This is a genomic window from Faecalibacterium prausnitzii (genome assembly GCF_049532945.1).
GTDB classification, from domain to species: domain Bacteria; phylum Bacillota; class Clostridia; order Oscillospirales; family Ruminococcaceae; genus Faecalibacterium; species Faecalibacterium prausnitzii_N.
On the sequence record NZ_CP186691.1, the window covers coordinates 57,295 to 74,955 of the forward strand.

At 58.4% G+C, this 17,661-nt stretch carries 13 protein-coding genes and 1 pseudogene; 6 read left to right on the forward strand and 8 right to left on the reverse strand.

Annotation, left to right across the window (positions count from 1 at the left end; genetic code table 11):
* The first annotated feature begins 111 nt into the window (after positions 1-111).
* A pseudogene (ilvA, locus tag ACNQFG_RS00270) lies at positions 112-1,317 on the forward strand (threonine ammonia-lyase).
* A 365-nt stretch (positions 1,318-1,682) separates the two neighbouring features.
* Here ilvA and ACNQFG_RS00275 read toward each other — a convergent pair.
* Positions 1,683-2,900, reverse strand: a complete 1,218-nt coding sequence (locus ACNQFG_RS00275; RefSeq protein WP_423405591.1) for an ATP-binding protein — start codon at positions 2,898-2,900, stop codon at positions 1,683-1,685.
* Positions 2,901-3,151: 251 nt separating this feature from the next.
* Between ACNQFG_RS00275 and ilvB the strand changes: the two genes are divergently transcribed.
* The 4 genes from ilvB to ilvD all read left to right on the forward strand — a co-directional run bounded on the left by ilvB (position 3,152) and on the right by ilvD (position 8,488).
* On the forward strand, positions 3,152-4,816 hold the full coding sequence (gene ilvB, locus ACNQFG_RS00280) for a biosynthetic-type acetolactate synthase large subunit (RefSeq protein WP_423405592.1): 1,665 nt from the start codon (positions 3,152-3,154) through the stop codon (positions 4,814-4,816).
* A 15-nt stretch (positions 4,817-4,831) separates the two neighbouring features.
* Entirely contained in the window at positions 4,832-5,404 is a 573-nt protein-coding gene (ilvN, locus tag ACNQFG_RS00285) for an acetolactate synthase small subunit (protein ID WP_005942213.1), read from the forward strand.
* Between the two features lie 237 nt (positions 5,405-5,641).
* The gene (gene ilvC, locus ACNQFG_RS00290) at positions 5,642-6,661 is read left to right on the forward strand and encodes a ketol-acid reductoisomerase (protein WP_097774032.1); all 1,020 of its coding nucleotides are present in this window, start codon (positions 5,642-5,644) and stop codon (positions 6,659-6,661) included.
* 168 nt (positions 6,662-6,829) lie between these two features.
* On the forward strand, positions 6,830-8,488 hold the full coding sequence (ilvD, locus tag ACNQFG_RS00295) for a dihydroxy-acid dehydratase (RefSeq protein ID WP_097774031.1): 1,659 nt from the start codon (positions 6,830-6,832) through the stop codon (positions 8,486-8,488).
* A 116-nt stretch (positions 8,489-8,604) separates the two neighbouring features.
* Here the strand turns inward: ilvD and ACNQFG_RS00300 are convergent, their stop codons facing one another.
* The gene (locus ACNQFG_RS00300; protein ID WP_423405593.1) at positions 8,605-9,747 is read right to left on the reverse strand and encodes a glycoside hydrolase family 88/105 protein; all 1,143 of its coding nucleotides are present in this window, start codon (positions 9,745-9,747) and stop codon (positions 8,605-8,607) included.
* A gap of 5 nt (positions 9,748-9,752) precedes the next feature.
* Entirely contained in the window at positions 9,753-11,309 is a 1,557-nt protein-coding gene (locus ACNQFG_RS00305) for a glycoside hydrolase family 28 protein (protein ID WP_423405594.1), read from the reverse strand.
* Between the two features lie 93 nt (positions 11,310-11,402).
* On the opposite strand from ACNQFG_RS00305, the gene ACNQFG_RS00310 reads away from it, so the two are divergent.
* Complete coding sequence (locus ACNQFG_RS00310; RefSeq protein WP_423405595.1) at positions 11,403-12,218, forward strand: helix-turn-helix domain-containing protein; 816 nt, start codon at positions 11,403-11,405, stop codon at positions 12,216-12,218.
* 90 nt (positions 12,219-12,308) lie between these two features.
* Here the strand turns inward: ACNQFG_RS00310 and ACNQFG_RS00315 are convergent, their stop codons facing one another.
* The 5 genes from ACNQFG_RS00315 to ACNQFG_RS00335 all read right to left on the reverse strand — a co-directional run bounded on the left by ACNQFG_RS00315 (position 12,309) and on the right by ACNQFG_RS00335 (position 17,653).
* Positions 12,309-13,166: a carbohydrate ABC transporter permease gene (locus ACNQFG_RS00315; protein WP_005942942.1), complete on the reverse strand. Its 858-nt coding sequence runs from the start codon at positions 13,164-13,166 to the stop codon at positions 12,309-12,311.
* 10 nt (positions 13,167-13,176) lie between these two features.
* Positions 13,177-14,103, reverse strand: a complete 927-nt coding sequence (locus tag ACNQFG_RS00320; protein ID WP_423405596.1) for a carbohydrate ABC transporter permease — start codon at positions 14,101-14,103, stop codon at positions 13,177-13,179.
* Positions 14,104-14,270: 167 nt separating this feature from the next.
* On the reverse strand, positions 14,271-15,647 hold the full coding sequence (locus ACNQFG_RS00325; RefSeq protein ID WP_423405597.1) for an ABC transporter substrate-binding protein: 1,377 nt from the start codon (positions 15,645-15,647) through the stop codon (positions 14,271-14,273).
* Positions 15,648-16,205: 558 nt separating this feature from the next.
* Positions 16,206-16,811 carry a thymidine kinase gene (locus ACNQFG_RS00330; protein WP_423405598.1) on the reverse strand — a complete coding sequence of 202 codons (606 nt, stop codon included), beginning with the start codon at positions 16,809-16,811 and terminating at the stop codon, positions 16,206-16,208.
* A gap of 200 nt (positions 16,812-17,011) precedes the next feature.
* The gene (locus ACNQFG_RS00335) at positions 17,012-17,653 is read right to left on the reverse strand and encodes a redox-sensing transcriptional repressor Rex (RefSeq protein WP_423405599.1); all 642 of its coding nucleotides are present in this window, start codon (positions 17,651-17,653) and stop codon (positions 17,012-17,014) included.
* Positions 17,654-17,661 lie beyond the last annotated feature (8 nt).

The window sequence follows — 17,661 nt, forward strand, 5'->3', positions numbered from 1 at the left end:
GCTTCGTCACCCCATCCGGTCAAATCGTGAAATCCTTTCATTTGACAAAAGACTTTTGGTATCCTATACTTTATTTCATCACATTTATGGAACAAAGGATAGGAACGAACGATGTTGACTCTGGATAAGATCTACCATGCAGCCTTTGTGCTCAAGGATGTTGCCCGCAAGACCGACCTCATCGAGGCACCCAAGCTCTCCAAGGACTGCCAGCTGTACCTGAAAACCGAAAACCTGCAGGCCACCGGCAGCTTTAAGGTGCGCGGTGCTTACTATAAGATCAGCCAGCTTTCCGAGGAGGAGAGCGCCAAGGGCGTGATCGCCTGCTCTGCCGGCAACCACGCACAGGGCGTGGCGCTGGCTGCTACCCGTCGCGGCATCAAGAGCATCGTCTATATGCCGGACGGTGCCCCCATCATGAAGGTGGAGAATACCAAGAATCTGGGCGCAGAGGTGTGTCTGGTGCCCGGCACCTATGATGATGCCCACGACAAGGCTGTGGAGTTGCAGGAAGAGACCGGCATGACCTTTATCCACCCCTATGACGATGAGCAGGTCATCGCGGGGCAGGGAACCATTGGTCTGGAAATTCTGGATTAGCTGCCGGATGTGGATGCGGTCGTTGTGCCGGTGGGCGGCGGCGGCCTGATCTCCGGCGTGGCCTTTGCCATCAAGAGTCTGCGCCCGGAGGTGAAGGTCTATGGCGTACAGGCCGAGGGTGCACCCAGCATGTACCGCAGCCTGCACGAGCATAAGTACCAGACCCTGAAAGCCGTTTCTACCTTTGCAGACGGCATTCAGGTCAAGACTCCCGGTGAGCTGACCTACCAGATCTGTGAGCAGTATGTGGACGACATCGTGACCGTGAGCGAGGATGAGACCGCTGCCGCCATCCTCTCGCTGATGGAGAACCAGAAGCTGGTTGCCGAGGGTGCCGGAGCCGTGCCGGTGGCTGCAGTGCTGTTCCACAAGCTGCCGGTCGAGGGCAAAAAGGTGGCCTGCGTCGTCTCCGGCGGCAACATCGATGTGAACATCCTCAACCGCGTGATCACCCGTGGTCTGGTCATGAGCGGCCGCAAGGCGAACATGACCATTGCGCTGGAGGACAAGCCCGGCCAGCTCAAGAAGGTGGCCGAGATCGTGTCCCGCTGCGGCAGCAATGTGGTGTCGGTGCAGCACGATGGCTCCGATCCCAACATGCCCATTTCCAGCTGCTTCCTCAAGCTGGCATTGGAGACCCGCGACCATGCGCAGATCGAGCAGATCCGCACGGAGCTGACCAAGGCCGGTTTCCAGCTCGTCGCCGAGCGCGTTTGATTTTATTGCAAAAAGGCAGTGCCCGCATGGGCACTGCCTTTCTTGCTTGTATCCTGTCGAATTTTATGCTATTCTAGTGTTGCCGTCTCCCCCGCTCCTCCACTGGGAAGGAGGTGATGAGCTTTGGATACGCTAATATCCTTCGTACTGTCCGTTGCAGCAGGTATCGTTTCTTACTATATCTGCAAGTGGCTTGACGAACAGTTCTTTATGGACGGCAAGCACTGACCTCTAGCAACAAGAAGCCCCTCGGTACTCGCAATACCGGGGGGCTTCTTGTTTGCCTTCATGATGAGCCATGAACACAATATCCTTCGTATCTTCTATTATACGCAGTTTCGTTCAACTGTCAAGTATGCCGCGCTTTACTTCTGTACGCCGCTCTCGCACTGCTCAATAAACTGCTTTGCCACGCGGGGGCTGCGGCCGCCGGCGCGGATGGCAAAGGCTTCGGCTTTGACCAGCAGCTGATCCATCGGCATCCGGATGTCGTGCTGTCTGGCCAGCTCGGTGAGGATGGCCTCGAAGCGGGCCTTCTCCGGCCGCTGGAAAGTGACCGTCAGGCCGAACCGGGCCGAAAGGCTCATCAGCTCCTGCCGGGTATCGGCTTCGTGAATGTCGTCGCCGGTGCGGTCGGTCAGTGTTTCTTTAATAAGGTGGCGGCGGTTGGAGGTGGCATATACCGCAATGTTCTTGGCCCGGCCGCCCACGCTGCCTTCCAGAATGGCCTTGAGCGCGGCAAAGTTGTCGTCGTTGGCGGTAAAACTCAGGTCGTCGATGAACAGGATGAATTTGAGCGGGTTCGCGGCCAGCTTGTCCATCAGATCCGGGATCTGGTAGAGCTGGTTCTTCTTCACTTCCACCAGCCGCAGGCCTTCAGGTGCAAACTCATTGGCAATGGCTTTCACCGCACTGGACTTGCCGGTGCCTGCATCGCCGTACAGCAGCACATTGTTGGCGGGCATCCCGGCCAGCAGGGCCTTTGTGTTGGCAATGACCTTTTCGCGCTCCTTCTCGTAGCCGGGCAGCTCGGAAAGGCGCTGGGGGTCCGGGTATTTCACCGGCACCAGATGGCCGTTCTCCACCGTGAACACATGGTGCTTGGCAAACATGCCATAGCCTTTTTTCCCGGCCTCCTGCATCCGCTGAGCGTAAGCCGCTGCCAGATCGATGTCCTTCGTCTCCCACCGGGGCAGGAAAGCCAGTTCCGGCCGCTGGGCCTGTTCGGAATAAGCCGTCTGGAACAGCTCATCCAGCGTCAGGCGGCAAAGCTCCTGCAAAAAGCTCAGTTCACTGTCCAGTGCCTTTCGCATCACCGGCGCGATGCCGCCCGCCGCAGCCTGCCGCACACAGACCGTCTCGGTCTCCAGCACCGCATTGGCAAGATACTCGCCCAGATTGGTGGTCTGCTCGAACAAAGCCGCCTCAAAGGCCGCCACGGCGTCGCACACCGGGCCCATGCTGCGGGTGCCCGCTTCCATGCGGTCGGTCAGGTCCAAAAGCTTTGCCACAACGGGGTCGTCCAGCAGGCTGCGGAAAACAACAAGCCCGTGCAGCCGGGCATTCCATTCACGAAGTTTCATAGCCTTTTCCCTCTTACATTTAACGAATGTACCAAAATTATACCGCTGTTGCAGACTCAGTGCAACCCTGTGTTTAATTATCTTCATCTTTCGGGTGATTCACTTTACAAAACATTGTTTGACATCTGACCGATTTATAGTATAATTGACCCAACGTTCCACTGAGGATGCAGGATACGAAATTTGACGTATCTGAGGGAATTTTGAAAGTGTAGAGTTGGAAAAGAGACAGGAAACAGGAGAGACAAGACATGCAGTTGAATGGTTCTCAGATTTTTGTGGAGGTCCTCTGCGAGCAGGGCGTGGACACCCTTTTTGGTTATCCCGGCGGCGCAGTGCTGAACCTTTACGATGAGCTGTACAAAAATTCGGACCGCATCACCCATGTGCTGACGGCACATGAACAGGGCGCGGCCCACGCGGCAGACGGTTATGCCCGTGCCACCGGCCGCACCGGTGTGGTGCTGGCCACCAGCGGCCCGGGTGCCACCAATCTGGTCACCGGCATAGCCACAGCCTATATGGACTCGGTGCCCATGGTAGCCTTTACCGGCAACGTGACCACGGACGGGATCGGGAGGGACAGCTTTCAGGAAGCCTACATTGAGGGCATCACGATGCCCATCACCAAGCACAATTTCACGGTGCGCCGGGTGGAAGAGCTGGCCGATACCATGCGCTCTGCCTTCCGTATTGCACAGAGCGGCCGCAAGGGCCCGGTGCTGGTGGATATCCCCAAGGACGTGACAGCGGCGGTATGCGAGTTCACCCCCAAAAAGCCGGAGCCCATCCGCACCGTTACCACCTTCAACGCAGAGCAGGTCAAGTGGGCAGCGGATCTTATCAATGCGGCCCAGCGCCCGCTGGTCTACTTTGGCGGCGGCGTGCGCAGCGCAGCCTCCTGCCAGCCGCTGCGTGATCTGCTGCACAAGGCAGAGATCCCGGCCACCTACACCCTGATGGCCGCAGGCGTTGTGCCCTACGGTGACCCGATGAACATTGGCATGGTGGGTATGCACGGCTGTTACACCTCCAATCGTGCCGTGGCCGACTGCGACGTGCTGATCGCGGTGGGCACCCGCTTTTCGGACCGTGTGGCCCTGAACCCCAAGACCTTTGCAAAGAACGCCACCATCATCCAGATCGACATCGACCCCAGTGAGCTGGGCAAGAATGTGGAGGTCGATCTTTCCATCGTGGGCGATGCCGCTTACGTGCTGAACGCCATGCTGCCGCAGATCGAGGAAAAGAAGCATCCCGACTGGATGAAGATGATCCGTGAGTGGCAGGCACAGGATTACCACCCGGTGTCCGACCCCACCCGCCTGATGCCCCATCAGGTGATCGGCGAGGTGTGCAACCAGTGCGGCCCGGAGGCCGTGTATGTGACCGATGTGGGCCAGCACCAGATGTGGGCGGCACAGTACCTGCGCCACGCTAAGAGCCGTGGCTTTATCACCAGCGGCGGTTTGGGCACCATGGGCTTTGGCTACGGCGCCGCCATTGGCGCACAGATGGCTCTGGGCCGCGACCAGCGGGTGGTCATGTTTACCGGCGACGGCTCTTTCCACATGAACCTGAACGAGGCCTGCACCGCCGTGAGCTATGAGCTGCCCATCATCACCGTGATCTTCAACAACTCGGTGCTGGGCATGGTGCGCCAGTGGCAGACCATCTTCTACGAAAAGCGCTACAGCCAGACCGATCCCCACCGCAAGACGGACTTCGTCAAGCTGGCCGAGGGCTTTGGCCTGAAGGGCTACCGCTGCAGAAACCTGCCGGAGTTTCAGGCTGCTTTTGCCGATGCAATGAAGCAGAAAGGCCCTACTTGGATCGAGTGCATCATCGATAAGGACGCAAAGGTGCTGCCCATGATCCCCGGCGGCGGCGACATCAACGATATCATCATGGAATAAGGAGGGCACAGCAATATGGAATCCAACAAGCGCAGGGTCATCAGCCTGCTGGTGGACAACCAGAGCGGTGTTCTGGCCCGTGTGTCCAACCTGTTCTGCCGCCGCGGCTTCAACATCGACAGCCTGACGGTCTCGGCCACCAACGACCCGGCAGTCAGCCGCATCACCGTGACCATTACCAGCGATGACAAGGCCCTCAAGCAGCTGATCCTGCAGACCGAACGGCTGGAAGTTACCCGTCAGGTGTTCGTGCTGGACGGCGAAAAATCTCTGGAACGGGAACTGCTGCTGCTGAAGGTGGCGTCCGATGTGCACAACCGCAGCGAGCTGCGGGAGATCGCCAGCATCTACAAGGCCAAGATCATCGACCTTTCGCCGGACAGCATGGTGTTCGAGCTGATCGGCAAGCCGGATAAGATCGATGCCTTCCTGAAAATGTTTACAGATTACAAAATTTTGGAGCAGTGCCGCACCGGTGTTACCGCACTGGAGCGCGGCGGGATGCATCAGCATATGCAGAAGCCTCCGCAGGAGGTGCGCGAAGCACAGCTGCCTCTGCCGGGAACCCACTGCCCGGAGAGAAAGTAAGAACGAACCCTCTCCGTCACGGCTGCGCCGTGCCACCTCTCCCGAAGGGCGAGGTTTTATGCATCATCAAAAGAGAAGGTATGATAAAAGCTCCCCCCTCGGGGGAGCTGGCATCGAGCAAAGCGAGATGACTGAGAGGGTTAAAACTTCGCTTTTCCGCTCCACAGTGAGCGAAAAAATAAAATGTTTACAATCAGCCACTGAATAAACACAAAACAAAAAAGGAGAACAACTACCATGGCTATCAAGAAATACTACGATTCCGACTGCAACCTCGGCGTGCTGGACGGCAAGACCGTCGCTGTCATCGGCTTCGGCAGCCAGGGCCACGCACATTCTGAGAACCTGGCCGAGAGCGGCGTGAACGTCGTCGTCGGCCTGCGCAAGGGCTCTGCTCACTGGGAGAAGGCTTCTGAGTTCGCAGCAACTCACGAGAACTTCAAGGTCATGGAAGTGGAAGAAGCTGCCAAGGCCGGCGACGTTGTCATGATGCTGGTGCCCGACGAGCTGTGCGCTGACATCTACAACAAGCAGGTAGCTCCCTACATGACCGAGGGCAAGGCATTGGCCTTTGCACACGGCTTCAACATCCACTTCAAGACCATCACTGCTCCCAAGAATGTGGACGTTATTATGATCGCTCCCAAGGGCCCCGGCCACATCGTCCGCCGCCTGTACACCGAGGGTGAGGGCTGCCCCTCTCTGATCTGCGTGGAGCAGGACTACACCGGCAAGGCTAAGGATATTGCTCTGGCATACGCTTCCGGCATCGGCGCTGGCCGTGCAGGCATCCTGCAGACCACCTTCAAGGAGGAGACCGAGACCGATCTGTTCGGTGAGCAGGCAGTGCTGTGCGGCGGCGTTTCCGAGCTGATCCACGCCGGTTTCGATACGCTGGTGGAAGCTGGCTACGAGCCCGAGATGGCATACTTTGAGACCTGCCACGAGATGAAGCTGATCGTTGACCTGATCAACGAGGGCGGCTTCTCCAAGATGCGTTACTCCATCTCCAACACCGCTGAGTACGGCGACTACCGCACCGGCAAGCGCCTGATCACCGCCGAGACCCGCAAGGAAATGAAGAAGGTTCTGACCGAGATCCAGGACGGCACCTTCGCTTCCGAGTTCCTGACCGAGATGAGCCCCAACGGCGGCCGCAAGGTGCACTTCCTGGCAAAGCGCCGCATGGAAGCAGAGCTGCCCATCGAGAAGGTCGGCGCAGAGCTGCGCGGCATGATGAGCTGGCTGAAGAAGTAAGGGGAAAACCCTCTCAGGCCGCCTTTCGGCGGCCAGCTCCCCCGAAAGGGGGAGCTTTTGTTGAAAGTGAGAACCTTATAGATCCTCCGCAAAAACCTCTCCCCTTCGGGAGAGGTGGCACGGCGCAGCCGTGACGGAGAGGGTTTTTGTCAGAAAAGAGGATTTGAAATGAGAAGTGACAACGTGACCAAGGGTTCGGAGCGCGCCCCGAACCGAAGCCTGTTCTATGCACTGGGCTACACCAAGGAAGAGCTGGAGCGCCCGCTGATCGGCGTGGTGAGCGCCTACAGCGAGATCGTGCCCGGCCATATGAATCTGGACAAGATCGCCGATGCCGTAAAGGCCGGCGTTGAGATGGCAGGCGGCACCCCCATCCTGATCCCCGCCATTGGCGTGTGCGACGGCATCGCCATGGGCCATGTGGGCATGAAGTACAGCCTTGCATCCCGTGAGCTGATCTGCGACAGCGTGGAGACCATGCTCATGGCCCATCAGCTGGACGGTCTGGTACTGGTGCCCAACTGCGATAAGATCGTGCCCGGCATGGTGATGGCAGCGGTGCGCATGGATGTGCCCGCTGTGGTCTGCTCCGGCGGCCCAATGCTGGCCGGTACCTACGGCGGCGAAGAGGTCAGCCTTTCCAAGATGTTCGAGGCTGTGGGTGCCTACAAGGCCGGTATGATCACCGAGGATCAGCTGGAAGACTGCACCTGCAACTGCTGCCCCAGCTGCGGCAGCTGCTCCGGCATGTACACCGCCAACAGCATGAACTGCCTGTGCGAGGCCATCGGCATCGCACTGCCCGGCAACGGCACCATTCCTGCCGTCTACTCCAAGCGTCTGCAGCTGGCAAAGCACGCCGGTATGGCCATCATGGATATGGTCAAGAAGGGCATCACCGCACGCCAGATCATCAACGAGCGCTCCATCCGCAACGCTCTTACCTGCGATATGGCTCTGGGCTGCTCCACCAACACCGTGCTGCACCTGCTGGCCATCGCTTATGAGGCCGGTGTGCCCATCGACCTGAAGCTGTTCAATGAGATCAGCGCCAAGACCCCGAACCTGTGCCATCTGGCACCGGCCGGCCCCACCCACATGCCGGACCTGTACGCCGCAGGCGGCATCCCCGCCGTGCAGGCAGAGCTGGCCAAGAAGGGCCTGCTGGATCTGGATGTGCCCACCGTTACCGGCAAGACGCTGGGCGAGAACATCAAGGGCGCACACATCCTGAACGACAAGGCCATCCGTCCCATCGACAACCCCTACTCCCAGACCGGCGGTCTGCAGATCCTGTGGGGCAACATTGCACCGGACGGCTGTGTGGTCAAGCGCAGCGCCGTGGCCCCCGAGATGCAGCAGCATTCCGGCCCGGCCCGCGTGTTCAACAGCGAGGACGAGGCCATTGCCGCCATCTATGCGGGCAAGATCGTCCCGGGCGATGTAGTGGTCATCCGCTACGAAGGCCCCAAGGGCGGCCCCGGTATGCGTGAGATGCTGAACCCCACCTCCGCGCTGGCCGGCATGAAGCTGGACAAGACCGTGGCCCTCATCACCGACGGCCGCTTCTCCGGCGCAAGCCGCGGCGCAGCCATCGGCCATGTCAGCCCGGAGGCTGCTTCCGGCGGTCCCATCGGCCTGATCGAGGAGGGAGATACCATCAACATTGATATCCCCAATGCCTCCATCACGCTGGAGGTCAGCGACGAAGTCCTGGCCCAGCGCAAGGCAAAGTATGTTGCACCCGAACCCAACATCAAGACCGGCTGGCTCAGCCGCTACGCACGCATGGTCACCAGTGCAAACCTCGGTGCGGTGCTCAAGTAAACAGCCTTTTCCCAGAGGAACTGCCCCGTGCAGTTCCTCTTTTTGCGCCCGGAAAACGCATTGGGGCCGGGAAAAGCTCCCGGCCCCAATGTATAGTTTCTATTTGATTCGTGTGCTCAGCGGGCGATCATTTCGGTGTAAGCCAGCACCAGCGGGCCGACACCCTTGGCATCGTTGCAGACCACCGGCTCGCTGAAGTAGTAGGCCAGAGAGCCGTCGCGGTGATCCTTGCCGCCAAGACCCGCCACCAGGCAGATGCCGTCCAGCTGCAGACTGCCATCCGGGTTCTTGGAGAGGTACTTGTCGCAGGTGCCGTAGAAGGCCTTTTCGGCCCATGCGGCCATGCGTTTCGGCAGGTAGCCCAGACGCACGCCTTTGAGCACCGCGTAGGCAAACAGAGCGGTGCCGCTGGTCTCGAGGTAGTTGCCCTCCACACCGGGGTGGTCCATCACCTGCCAGAACATGCCGGTCTCCTCGTCCTGGAATTTGTGCACATCCTCAATGGTCTGCTTGAGCATTGCCATGATGCCGCGGTACTCGTTGTACAGCTGCTCGTCCATCCGCTCCAGCACGTCCACCATGGCTACCATGAACCAGCCCATGGCACGCAGCCAGAAGTTGGGGCTGCAGCCGGTGACGGGGTCGGCCCAGTACATCTGGCGGCTCTCATCGTAGCCGTGGTAGTACAGGCCGGTCTTTTCGTCCCGCATGTGCTTTTTGATATTCATGAACTGTTTGTAGCTGTCGATGCAGCCCTGCATCTTGTTAAAGCGTGTCTCGTACTCCATGTAGAAGGGCTGGGCCATGTAGGTGCCGTCCAGCCACACCTGCCACGGGTAGATGTCCTTGTGCCAGAAATTACCCTCTTTGGTGCGGGGCTGGGTGGCCAGCTGGCTGCGGATGGTCTCGATGGCCCTGCGGTACTTCTCGTCACCAAAGATATCGTACAGGGTGAACAGGTTCTTGCCCTGATTCACGTTGTCCAGATTGTACTCCTTGGGGTCGTAGGTCTTGATGGAGCCATCCTCCTGCACGAACCAGTCGATGAAGTTCTTGGAAAAGCGCAGGTACTTCTCGTCACCGGTGGTCTTGTACAGGCTCAGGCAGGCGGTGATCATGCAGCCGTCGATGTAGTTCCACTTGTTGGGCTTGCCGCTGCGCACCTTTTCGATGTTCCACATGGGTGCTTCGGCGCTGGAATTGGCGATCAGGTAGTCCACGTAATCGCCCAGCATGGCAAGAATTTCTTCATGGGTCATGGTAATCAGTCCTCCTCAAAATGGCCGACATTTGCAAAGTGCAGGCGTTCGCCCTCGTAGCCCTCGATCTTCACGTTGTGCAGGTCGATCTCCTTGACATTCTCGGCGTAGATGGCCAGCTTCTTCACCAGAGGGCGGTTATCCGCCATAGCGGCCTGACCGGCCTCGGCATTGGGGTCAAAGGTGATCGTGACGTTCTTCATGGAAACGCGCTCAATAGGCTGCTCCGGCAGGCCGTCGAAGTAACATCCCGCGAACTGAGCGTCGGTGGCGACGATGTCCTCCATGGTCAGGCTGCCCAGCTTCGGGGTGTACTCGTCCACGGGCATGGCATCACGGCACTGCACATAGGGGCCGTGGCCGTCCGGGTCACAGAAGTAGAACATGTTGATGACGAAGGGTGCCTTGACACCCCGCATCTCCACGTTGCGGAACACCAGCCCGTCGATGACGGCGGTGTTGCCGCGGCCACGGCGGGTCTTGACGCGCAGGCCGCGGTCGGTGTGGTCCATCAAGCACTGGGTGACCACCATATCCTTCACACCGCCGCTCATCTCGCTGCCAATGACGATGCCGCCATGGCCTTTGTCCAACAGGCAGTTGCGGATAACGGTGTGCTCACAGCTCTTTTTCAGCTTCATGCCAAGGAATACTTTGCTGGCCTTCATGGCAATGCAGTCGTCGCCCACATGGATGTTCACGCCGATGATGCGGATATACTCGCAGCTTTCGGGGTCGATGCCGTCGGTGTTGGGGGCATTGTAGGGGTTGTTGATGTTGAAGTTCAGCAGGTCAAGGTGCTTGACAAAGATGGGGTGGATCGTCCACGAATAGCTGTTCTGCACCGTGATGCCGTGCAGGCAGATGTTCTCGCTGTCCACAGCAGCCACAGCGCGGGGCCGCCATGCGATGCGCTTGATCTTGGGCGTTACCCACCAGTCGCCGTTCTCGGCATCGCAGTCCAGCGTGCCCTCGCCGGTCACAACGACATCGTGCACCTGCGTGATGTTCAACAGACCCGCAAAGCTGCTCAGGGGATTGCCCTCCCAGCCGGTCAGGTAGTATTCATCCACCTCGTTCTCGCTGGGGATCACGCCGGGCAGGATGGGGTAGTGGGTGCGGTCATTGTCGCCCAGCAGCACAGCGCCCTTTTCAAGATAGAGGGTGGTGTTGCTTTTCAGAAACAGGCTGCAGGTGCGGTAGCGGCCTGCAGGCACGTACACTGTGCCGCCCTTGGGGCAGGTGGAAAGAGCTGCCTGCAGCTTGAGGGTGTTGTCCGTGGTGCCGTCGGCCACCAGACCGTAGCGGGAAGCATCCACAAAGAAGCTCTCGTCCTGGGTGCGGAAGTTCGCGGTCAGGGTCTCGCCCTCCGACTCAACGGTGACGGTGTAGTCGGTGGCCGGGGTCAGGGAGAACAGGGAGAACACGTTGGTGTCCTGGGCCTCCCGGACCGGTTCGCCGTTCAGCAGCACCCGGAAGGGGTGGGCCGGACGATAGCACAGGCCGTTTTCCAGCTCGAAAACAGCGCTGCGCGTCATGGAACGGATGAGTGACAGTTTCATAAAACAAAACCTCCTTGGGGTTTCGGCTTGCCCGCGCGGGGCGGACGTGATACACTGGAGAAAACGAAAAAAAGCGGGGAATCAATGATGCCAATGCGAGCGGAACGCGATAAACTGAATGCAAAGACGCTGGCGCTCCAGCTGCGGATGACCGAGAGCGAGTACCGCCTGCAGGAGGACGAGGAGACCTGCCGCATCCTGGTGGTGACCGGCGGCAGCTGCACGTTCCAGCGGGGAGACGCTTCGCTGCTGGTCACCCCCGGCTGCGTGCTGCTGCTGGGGCCGGGGGGCGGCGTGTTTCAGCAGGCGGGGCATCTGGCCCCGGAGCTGATCGGTTGCCGCTTCCCGGCGGCGGTGCTGACCGAGCTGAAGAGCGTGATGCAGCGGGATTTCAGCCCGCTGTTCGAGCCGGACGACCCGATCCTGCTGTACGGCCCGGTGCAGTGGGCCAGCCGCCTGCGCACCCTGCTGAACCTGATGCGGAGCGCCGCCGGGGAACCGGACTGCCCCGGCATCATCTACCTTTCGCTGCTGCTGCATTATGTGGACCAGGAGTGCAAAGCCGAACGGCAGACCGCCCGCCCCCGGAACGAGACCGTGGAGCAGATCTGCGCCTACCTTGCGGCCAATTACCGGCAGAAGTTTTCCCTCACCGAGGTGGCGGCGCAGTTTTATCTTTCGCCCTACTACCTGAGCCGTTTGTTCCGGCGGGTAACGGGCCAGTCCATCGTGGATTACATCAACAACCGCCGCATCGAAGCGGCCCAGAAGCTGCTGGAAACGACTGAGCTTTCCATCAGTGCGGTGGCCGAGCAGACCGGCTTTGCCTCGGCGGCTCACTTCCGCCGGGTCTTCCGGGAGATGATGGGCGTCGGCCCCTTGCAATACCGCAAGAGCAGCCGCAGCTGAGCCTTGCAAAGAGAAACGACCCCTATGCCGTGTGCACAGGGGTCGTTTTGATTGTTGCGTCAGGATCTCACAGGCCAGAGTGAAGAGCGATCAGCCCTTGACGGCACCGGCAGAGATACCTTCAACGAACTGGTCCTGTGCACAGAAGAAGACGATCAGCTGCGGCAGGATGGAGATGAGGGACAGAGCAAGGATCTTGTTCCATGCGAAACCGGTATCACCGTCCATGGACAGCTTGACGAACAGGGACATCGGGTACTTACCGGGAGTGCTGACGTAAAGCAGCGGACCCATGAAGTCGTTGCAGCTCCACATGAACTGGAACAGTGCGCAGGACACCAGAGCGGGGCCCAGCATGGGCACGATGACCTTGTACAGGGTCTGGAAGGAGGAGCAGCCGTCGATGGCAGCGGCTTCGTCCAGATCACGGGGGACATTGCGCATGAACTGCACCAGCTGGTAGACGAAGTAGGTCTCGGTCGCAAATGCGCAGTGCACCCAGATAGCCAGATAGAAGGGGCTGTCCAGCCAGCCGAACTTGTTGTACAGCAGGTACTGCGGCACATTCAGAACGACCTGCGGCAGGAACAGGGTGGCCAGCATGATGTTGAACATCAGCTTACGGCCGGGGAAATCGAAGCGGCCAAAGCCGTAGGCAGCCACACAGGCGGAGACCACCGTGCAGATCACCTTGGGGATGACGTAGCTGTAGGTGTTCAGCATGGCCTGCAGGATGTTGATGGAACCGCCAAAGTTGTTCAGAGCGCCGCGGTAGCCATCCAGAGTGGGGTGCTTGATCCACAGGCTGATGCCTGCAAAGATCTCGCTGTTGTCCTTAAAGGTAGCGCTGATCATCCACAGCAGAGGATAGATCATGATGACGCCGACCAGGATCAGGACGAAATACTTGAAGAAGGTCGCGATTTTATTCGATGCTTTCATTCCCATACTGGTCACCTTACCTTTCGTCAGAGTAGTAGACCCACTTCTTCTGGCTGGTGAATGCAATGATCGTCAGGATGCAGACGATGATGAACATGATCCATGCCAGAGCGGATGCCATACCCATGTCATAAGACTTGAATGCGTAGTTGTAGACCAGCAGAGAGATCAGCGTGGTGGAACCACGGGGGCCGCCGTTGGTGATGATGTAGGGGCCATTGAACTCCTGGAAAGCCTGGCAGATCTGAGTGACCAGGTTGTAGAAGATGATGGGAGTGATCATCGGAACGGTGATGGAGAAGAACTGACGCCACTTGCCGGCACCATCAATGGTAGCAGCCTCGTACAGGTCGGCAGGCACGCCCTTCAGAGCGGCCAGGAACAGCACCATGGCAGAACCGAACTGCCAGATGCGCAAAAAGCAGATGATCCACAGCGCGTAGCTGGGGTCGCTCAGCCAAGAGGGGCCCTGTGCGTGGCCGAAGGTGATGGCGCGGATGATGGTGTTGACCAGACCGTCATCGCGGAAGACGGCCTTCCACAGAACGGCGATCGCAACAGAGCCGCCCAGAATGGAGGGAATGTAGTACACAGTACGGAACAGGTTGACGCATGCGATCTTGAAGTTCAGGATGTATGCGATGAACAGCGCAAAGACCAGCTTCAGAGGCACGGTGATGAAAGCGTACTTGAAGGTGATGATCAGCGCCTTGGTGATCTTGGCATCGGAGAAGGCGGTGACGTAGTTCATCACGCCGTACTGATGGATGCCGTTGAAGAAGTTCATATCGGTGAAGCTGTAGTACAGCGACTGACCGAAGGGAACTGCCTTAAAGACGACGAAGCCGATGATCCAGGGGATCAGATAAAACAGACCCTGCCACTTATCGAAGAACTTCTGGGCCGGGGTACGCCCCAGAGAGGGCGCATTACTTTCTTTCATCCGGGAATCCTCCTTTTGTGGGTGATTTTCCAACGCATGGCATACCGCGTGTCACACTTTGGAAACAGACTTGTCAGAGATTTGTAACCTGTGCCTGAGAAAAAGGGACATCGGCCGAGTGGTCGATGCCCCTCGTATGTAAGAACTCAGGTCAGAGTCTGAAGCGATCAGACAGTGTAACCAACAGCGGACATGCCGTCCAGCAGGGTGTCAACAACGTCTGCACCGGAAACGCCGTCGTAGTCAACGGTGTCGAACACTTCCTGATAGATGCCGGTGCCGGAAGCTTTCAGGTCGTTGTTCTCGAACAGGGGATCCAGCTTGTTGGTGGTGAAGGCCATGACCTTGGCGTTTGCCTCAGCAACCAGATCCTTGACAGCGCCGGCAGCCTGAGCAGCAGCCAGACCAGCCTTGGAAGCGGGGATGCCGCACTCGGAACCCATGATGGAAGCGCCCTTCTCCTCGTTCAGCAGGAAGTTGATCAGGGTAGCAGCCTCGGCAAGGCACTTGCTGGTCTTGGTGATGGCCAGACCCATGGAGACCTTGGAGAAGCCGCCGTTGTTGTCGCCGAACTTGATCTCTTCGCCAACGGTGAAGCCGTCCTTGTTGGCATCATCCAGAGCGGAGGAGTACTTGGAAGCAGCGGAATCCCACTCGAAGATGCCTGCGATCTTACCGGTGATCCACTCGTTGGACTGGTGTGCAGCGTTGTCGCCGTTTGCACCGTAGTAGGTGGGCAGCGGCATGATGACGTGGCCATCCACCAGGCTCTTGATGAAGTCGATGCCCTCAGCGATCTCGTCCTCGGTGTAGTTCAGGGTAGAGGTGACGGGGTCAGCCCAGTCCTTGCCGTACTTGGACTCGAGGTAGAACACCATCAGGATCATACGGTCGTATGCGCCCAGATGCATGGGGTAGTAATCGTCGCCCAGCTTCTCCTTGAATGCCTTGCCGGCAGCCATCAGATCATCCAGAGACTTGGGAACTTCGGTGATGCCAGCCTTGTTGAAGGTGGTCATGTTCCAGAAGAAGATACGGCCGGTCATGGAAACGGGCACGCACTGCTGGGCATTGGCAACGTTGCAGGCTGCCAGCTTGGCATCATCCCACTGAGACAGGTCCAGATAATCGGTGACGCTGTTCAGGTCGATGAAGGTCTGGCCGTTTGCAGAGTAGTTGTACAGCCAGTTCCAGTTGATCTGGCAGACGTCCTCAGCCACGCCGCCGGCAAACTTGGTGGACATGGTGTCCTCCCAGCCGGACCATGCGGCGAAGGTGGGCTCGATGGTGATGTTGCTGTTTGCTGCGGAGAAAGCCTTCAGGGCCTCCTGGTAAGCGTTGTGACGAGACTCGCCGCCCCACCAGCTGATGGTCAGGGTGACAGGATCGCTGCTCAGGCCAGCCACGGAAGCTGCTTCTGCTGCGGAAGAAGCGGTGGAAGCTGCGGTGGAGTTGGAGCTGCCGCCGCAGGCAGCCAGAAGGCCGGCAGCGCCCACAGCGCCGGTGACCTTCATGAAATCACGACGAGAAATTGCCTTGCTCATTTTTGTTCTCCTCCTAATAAATAGAAAACATGTGCTCTGCGGCCTTATCTGCCAAAGGCTCGTTGTATACAATTATGATAACAAAAGATACCACAAAAAGAAAGATGTAAATTGAAGAGAAGCGTGCAAAAAACGAACAAATATTGCGCTCGTGTTTGGCGCGGTTTTGACGTCCTTGCCGAAATGAATAAACTTGAGCGAAAAAACTGTGCAACATGTATACTTCAACAGATTGCATAGAAATTGGAGCAAGGCGTCGGAGAAACCTCCTAAAATTGCAATATTTTTGTAACCAATCGGGAAATTTGCGTGGTTTTGTTGGATGCAATCAGTGAAATCGTTGACGATTCCACCGATTTGTCAACTGATATATCAATAGAGCAATAAACGCGCGAAGTTGGATACAACTGATATATCACCCTGTCGGAAACGGTCTGTTCCGGGCAGAAAAAAGCGCCGCCCGGCGGGGCAGCGCTGAAAAAATTTTTCTGTTTTTTGGGGAATACGGCCGCAAAATGAACGCAGCGCAATGCTTCTTCCGGGAAAAGCTCCGCTTTTTTATTTCGCGGCCCGGCGGGCGTAGAAGGCGCGGCGCTCGCGGAAGTAGCACTGGGGGCACATGCTCACGTACTGCACATCGTTTTCCAGATCGATGGCCACCTGCTCGCCCTCAAAGACGAATCTGCCGTTCACTCTGCGGCAGTTGCAGATGGCCTTGCGGCCGCAGGTGCAGATAGTCTTCATCTCCTCGATGGTGTGGGCCAGCTCCAGCAGGCGGGTAGAGCCGGGAAAGCCCTTAAGCGAAAAATCTGCCCGCAGGCCGTAGCAGATCACCGGAATGTTCAAATCCACCGTGACCATGAACAGCTGTTCTGCCTGCTGCGCAGTGAAAAACTGGCTCTCGTCGCACAGCACGCAGGCCAGCTTCTGGGTCTGGCTGGCGGCGCGGACGGCCTCGAACACGTCCGTCTCCGGCGGGATCAGCAGATCAGCCTTGCGGCGCACGCCCAGACGGCTCACCAGCTCACCGCCGCCCTTGGTGTCCACCTGTGGCTTGAGGATCAGCACCCGCATCCCCTGTTCTTCGTAGTTGTGGGCTACCTGCATCAGGGCGGTGCTTTTGCCGCTGTTCATTGCGCCGTAGCGGAAATACAGTTTTGCCATGAAGGTCTCCTCATAAAAAGCAACCCTCTCAGTCATCGCTACGCGATGCCAGCTCTCCCAAAGGGAGAGCCATTGGCAAGCCGGTCAGCTTTCTACGGAATGAGCAAAGCCCAAACGATGGGAAGCGAGCGGGCTTCGCTGTGATGGGAGGATTGCTTTATCATATTATACTATATAGTAACAACGACGAAACCGGAACATCAGTCCTGATTGCGCAGGCGGTAGCCAAGGCTCATCAGGCTGTCGCCCAGATGGACGTTCTCCACCACCACATCGGGATACGGCACAGAGAGGTCATAGTGGGAGAAGTTCCAGAAGCCCTCGATGCCCAGATCCACCAGACGGCCGCTGACCTGTTCCGCACCGTCGCGGGGCACACAGAGAACCGCCACTTCGGGCTTGTGCTCTGCGCAGAAGCTCTCCAGCTCGTCGATATGGCGGATCTGGATGCCGCTGATCTCCTTGCCCACTTCGTCCGACGAGTTGTCGAAGGCGGCAATGAGCTTATAGCCGTTGGTATCGGTGGTGATAAAGCGGCTCACTGCCTTGCCCAGACGACCGCAGCCGATCAGGATGGTGGGCAGGCGGTCGCCGTTGCCGAACAGCAGGCCTTCCAGAATGGAGAGCAGGTTTTCCACCGAGTAGCCGATGCCCTGCCGGCCATTCACATCGCCGATGCAGTTGAAGTCCTGCCGTACCTGCGAAGCGGTGGTGCCCATCTGAGCAGCCAGCTCGCGGGAAGAAATGCTGTTGATGCCGTCGTTCTTCAAAGTCCGCAGAAAGCGGTAGTACTTGGGCAGGCGTTTGATCACCGGCAGAGATGCTTTACCAGGGGTGTTCATAGGTGGTT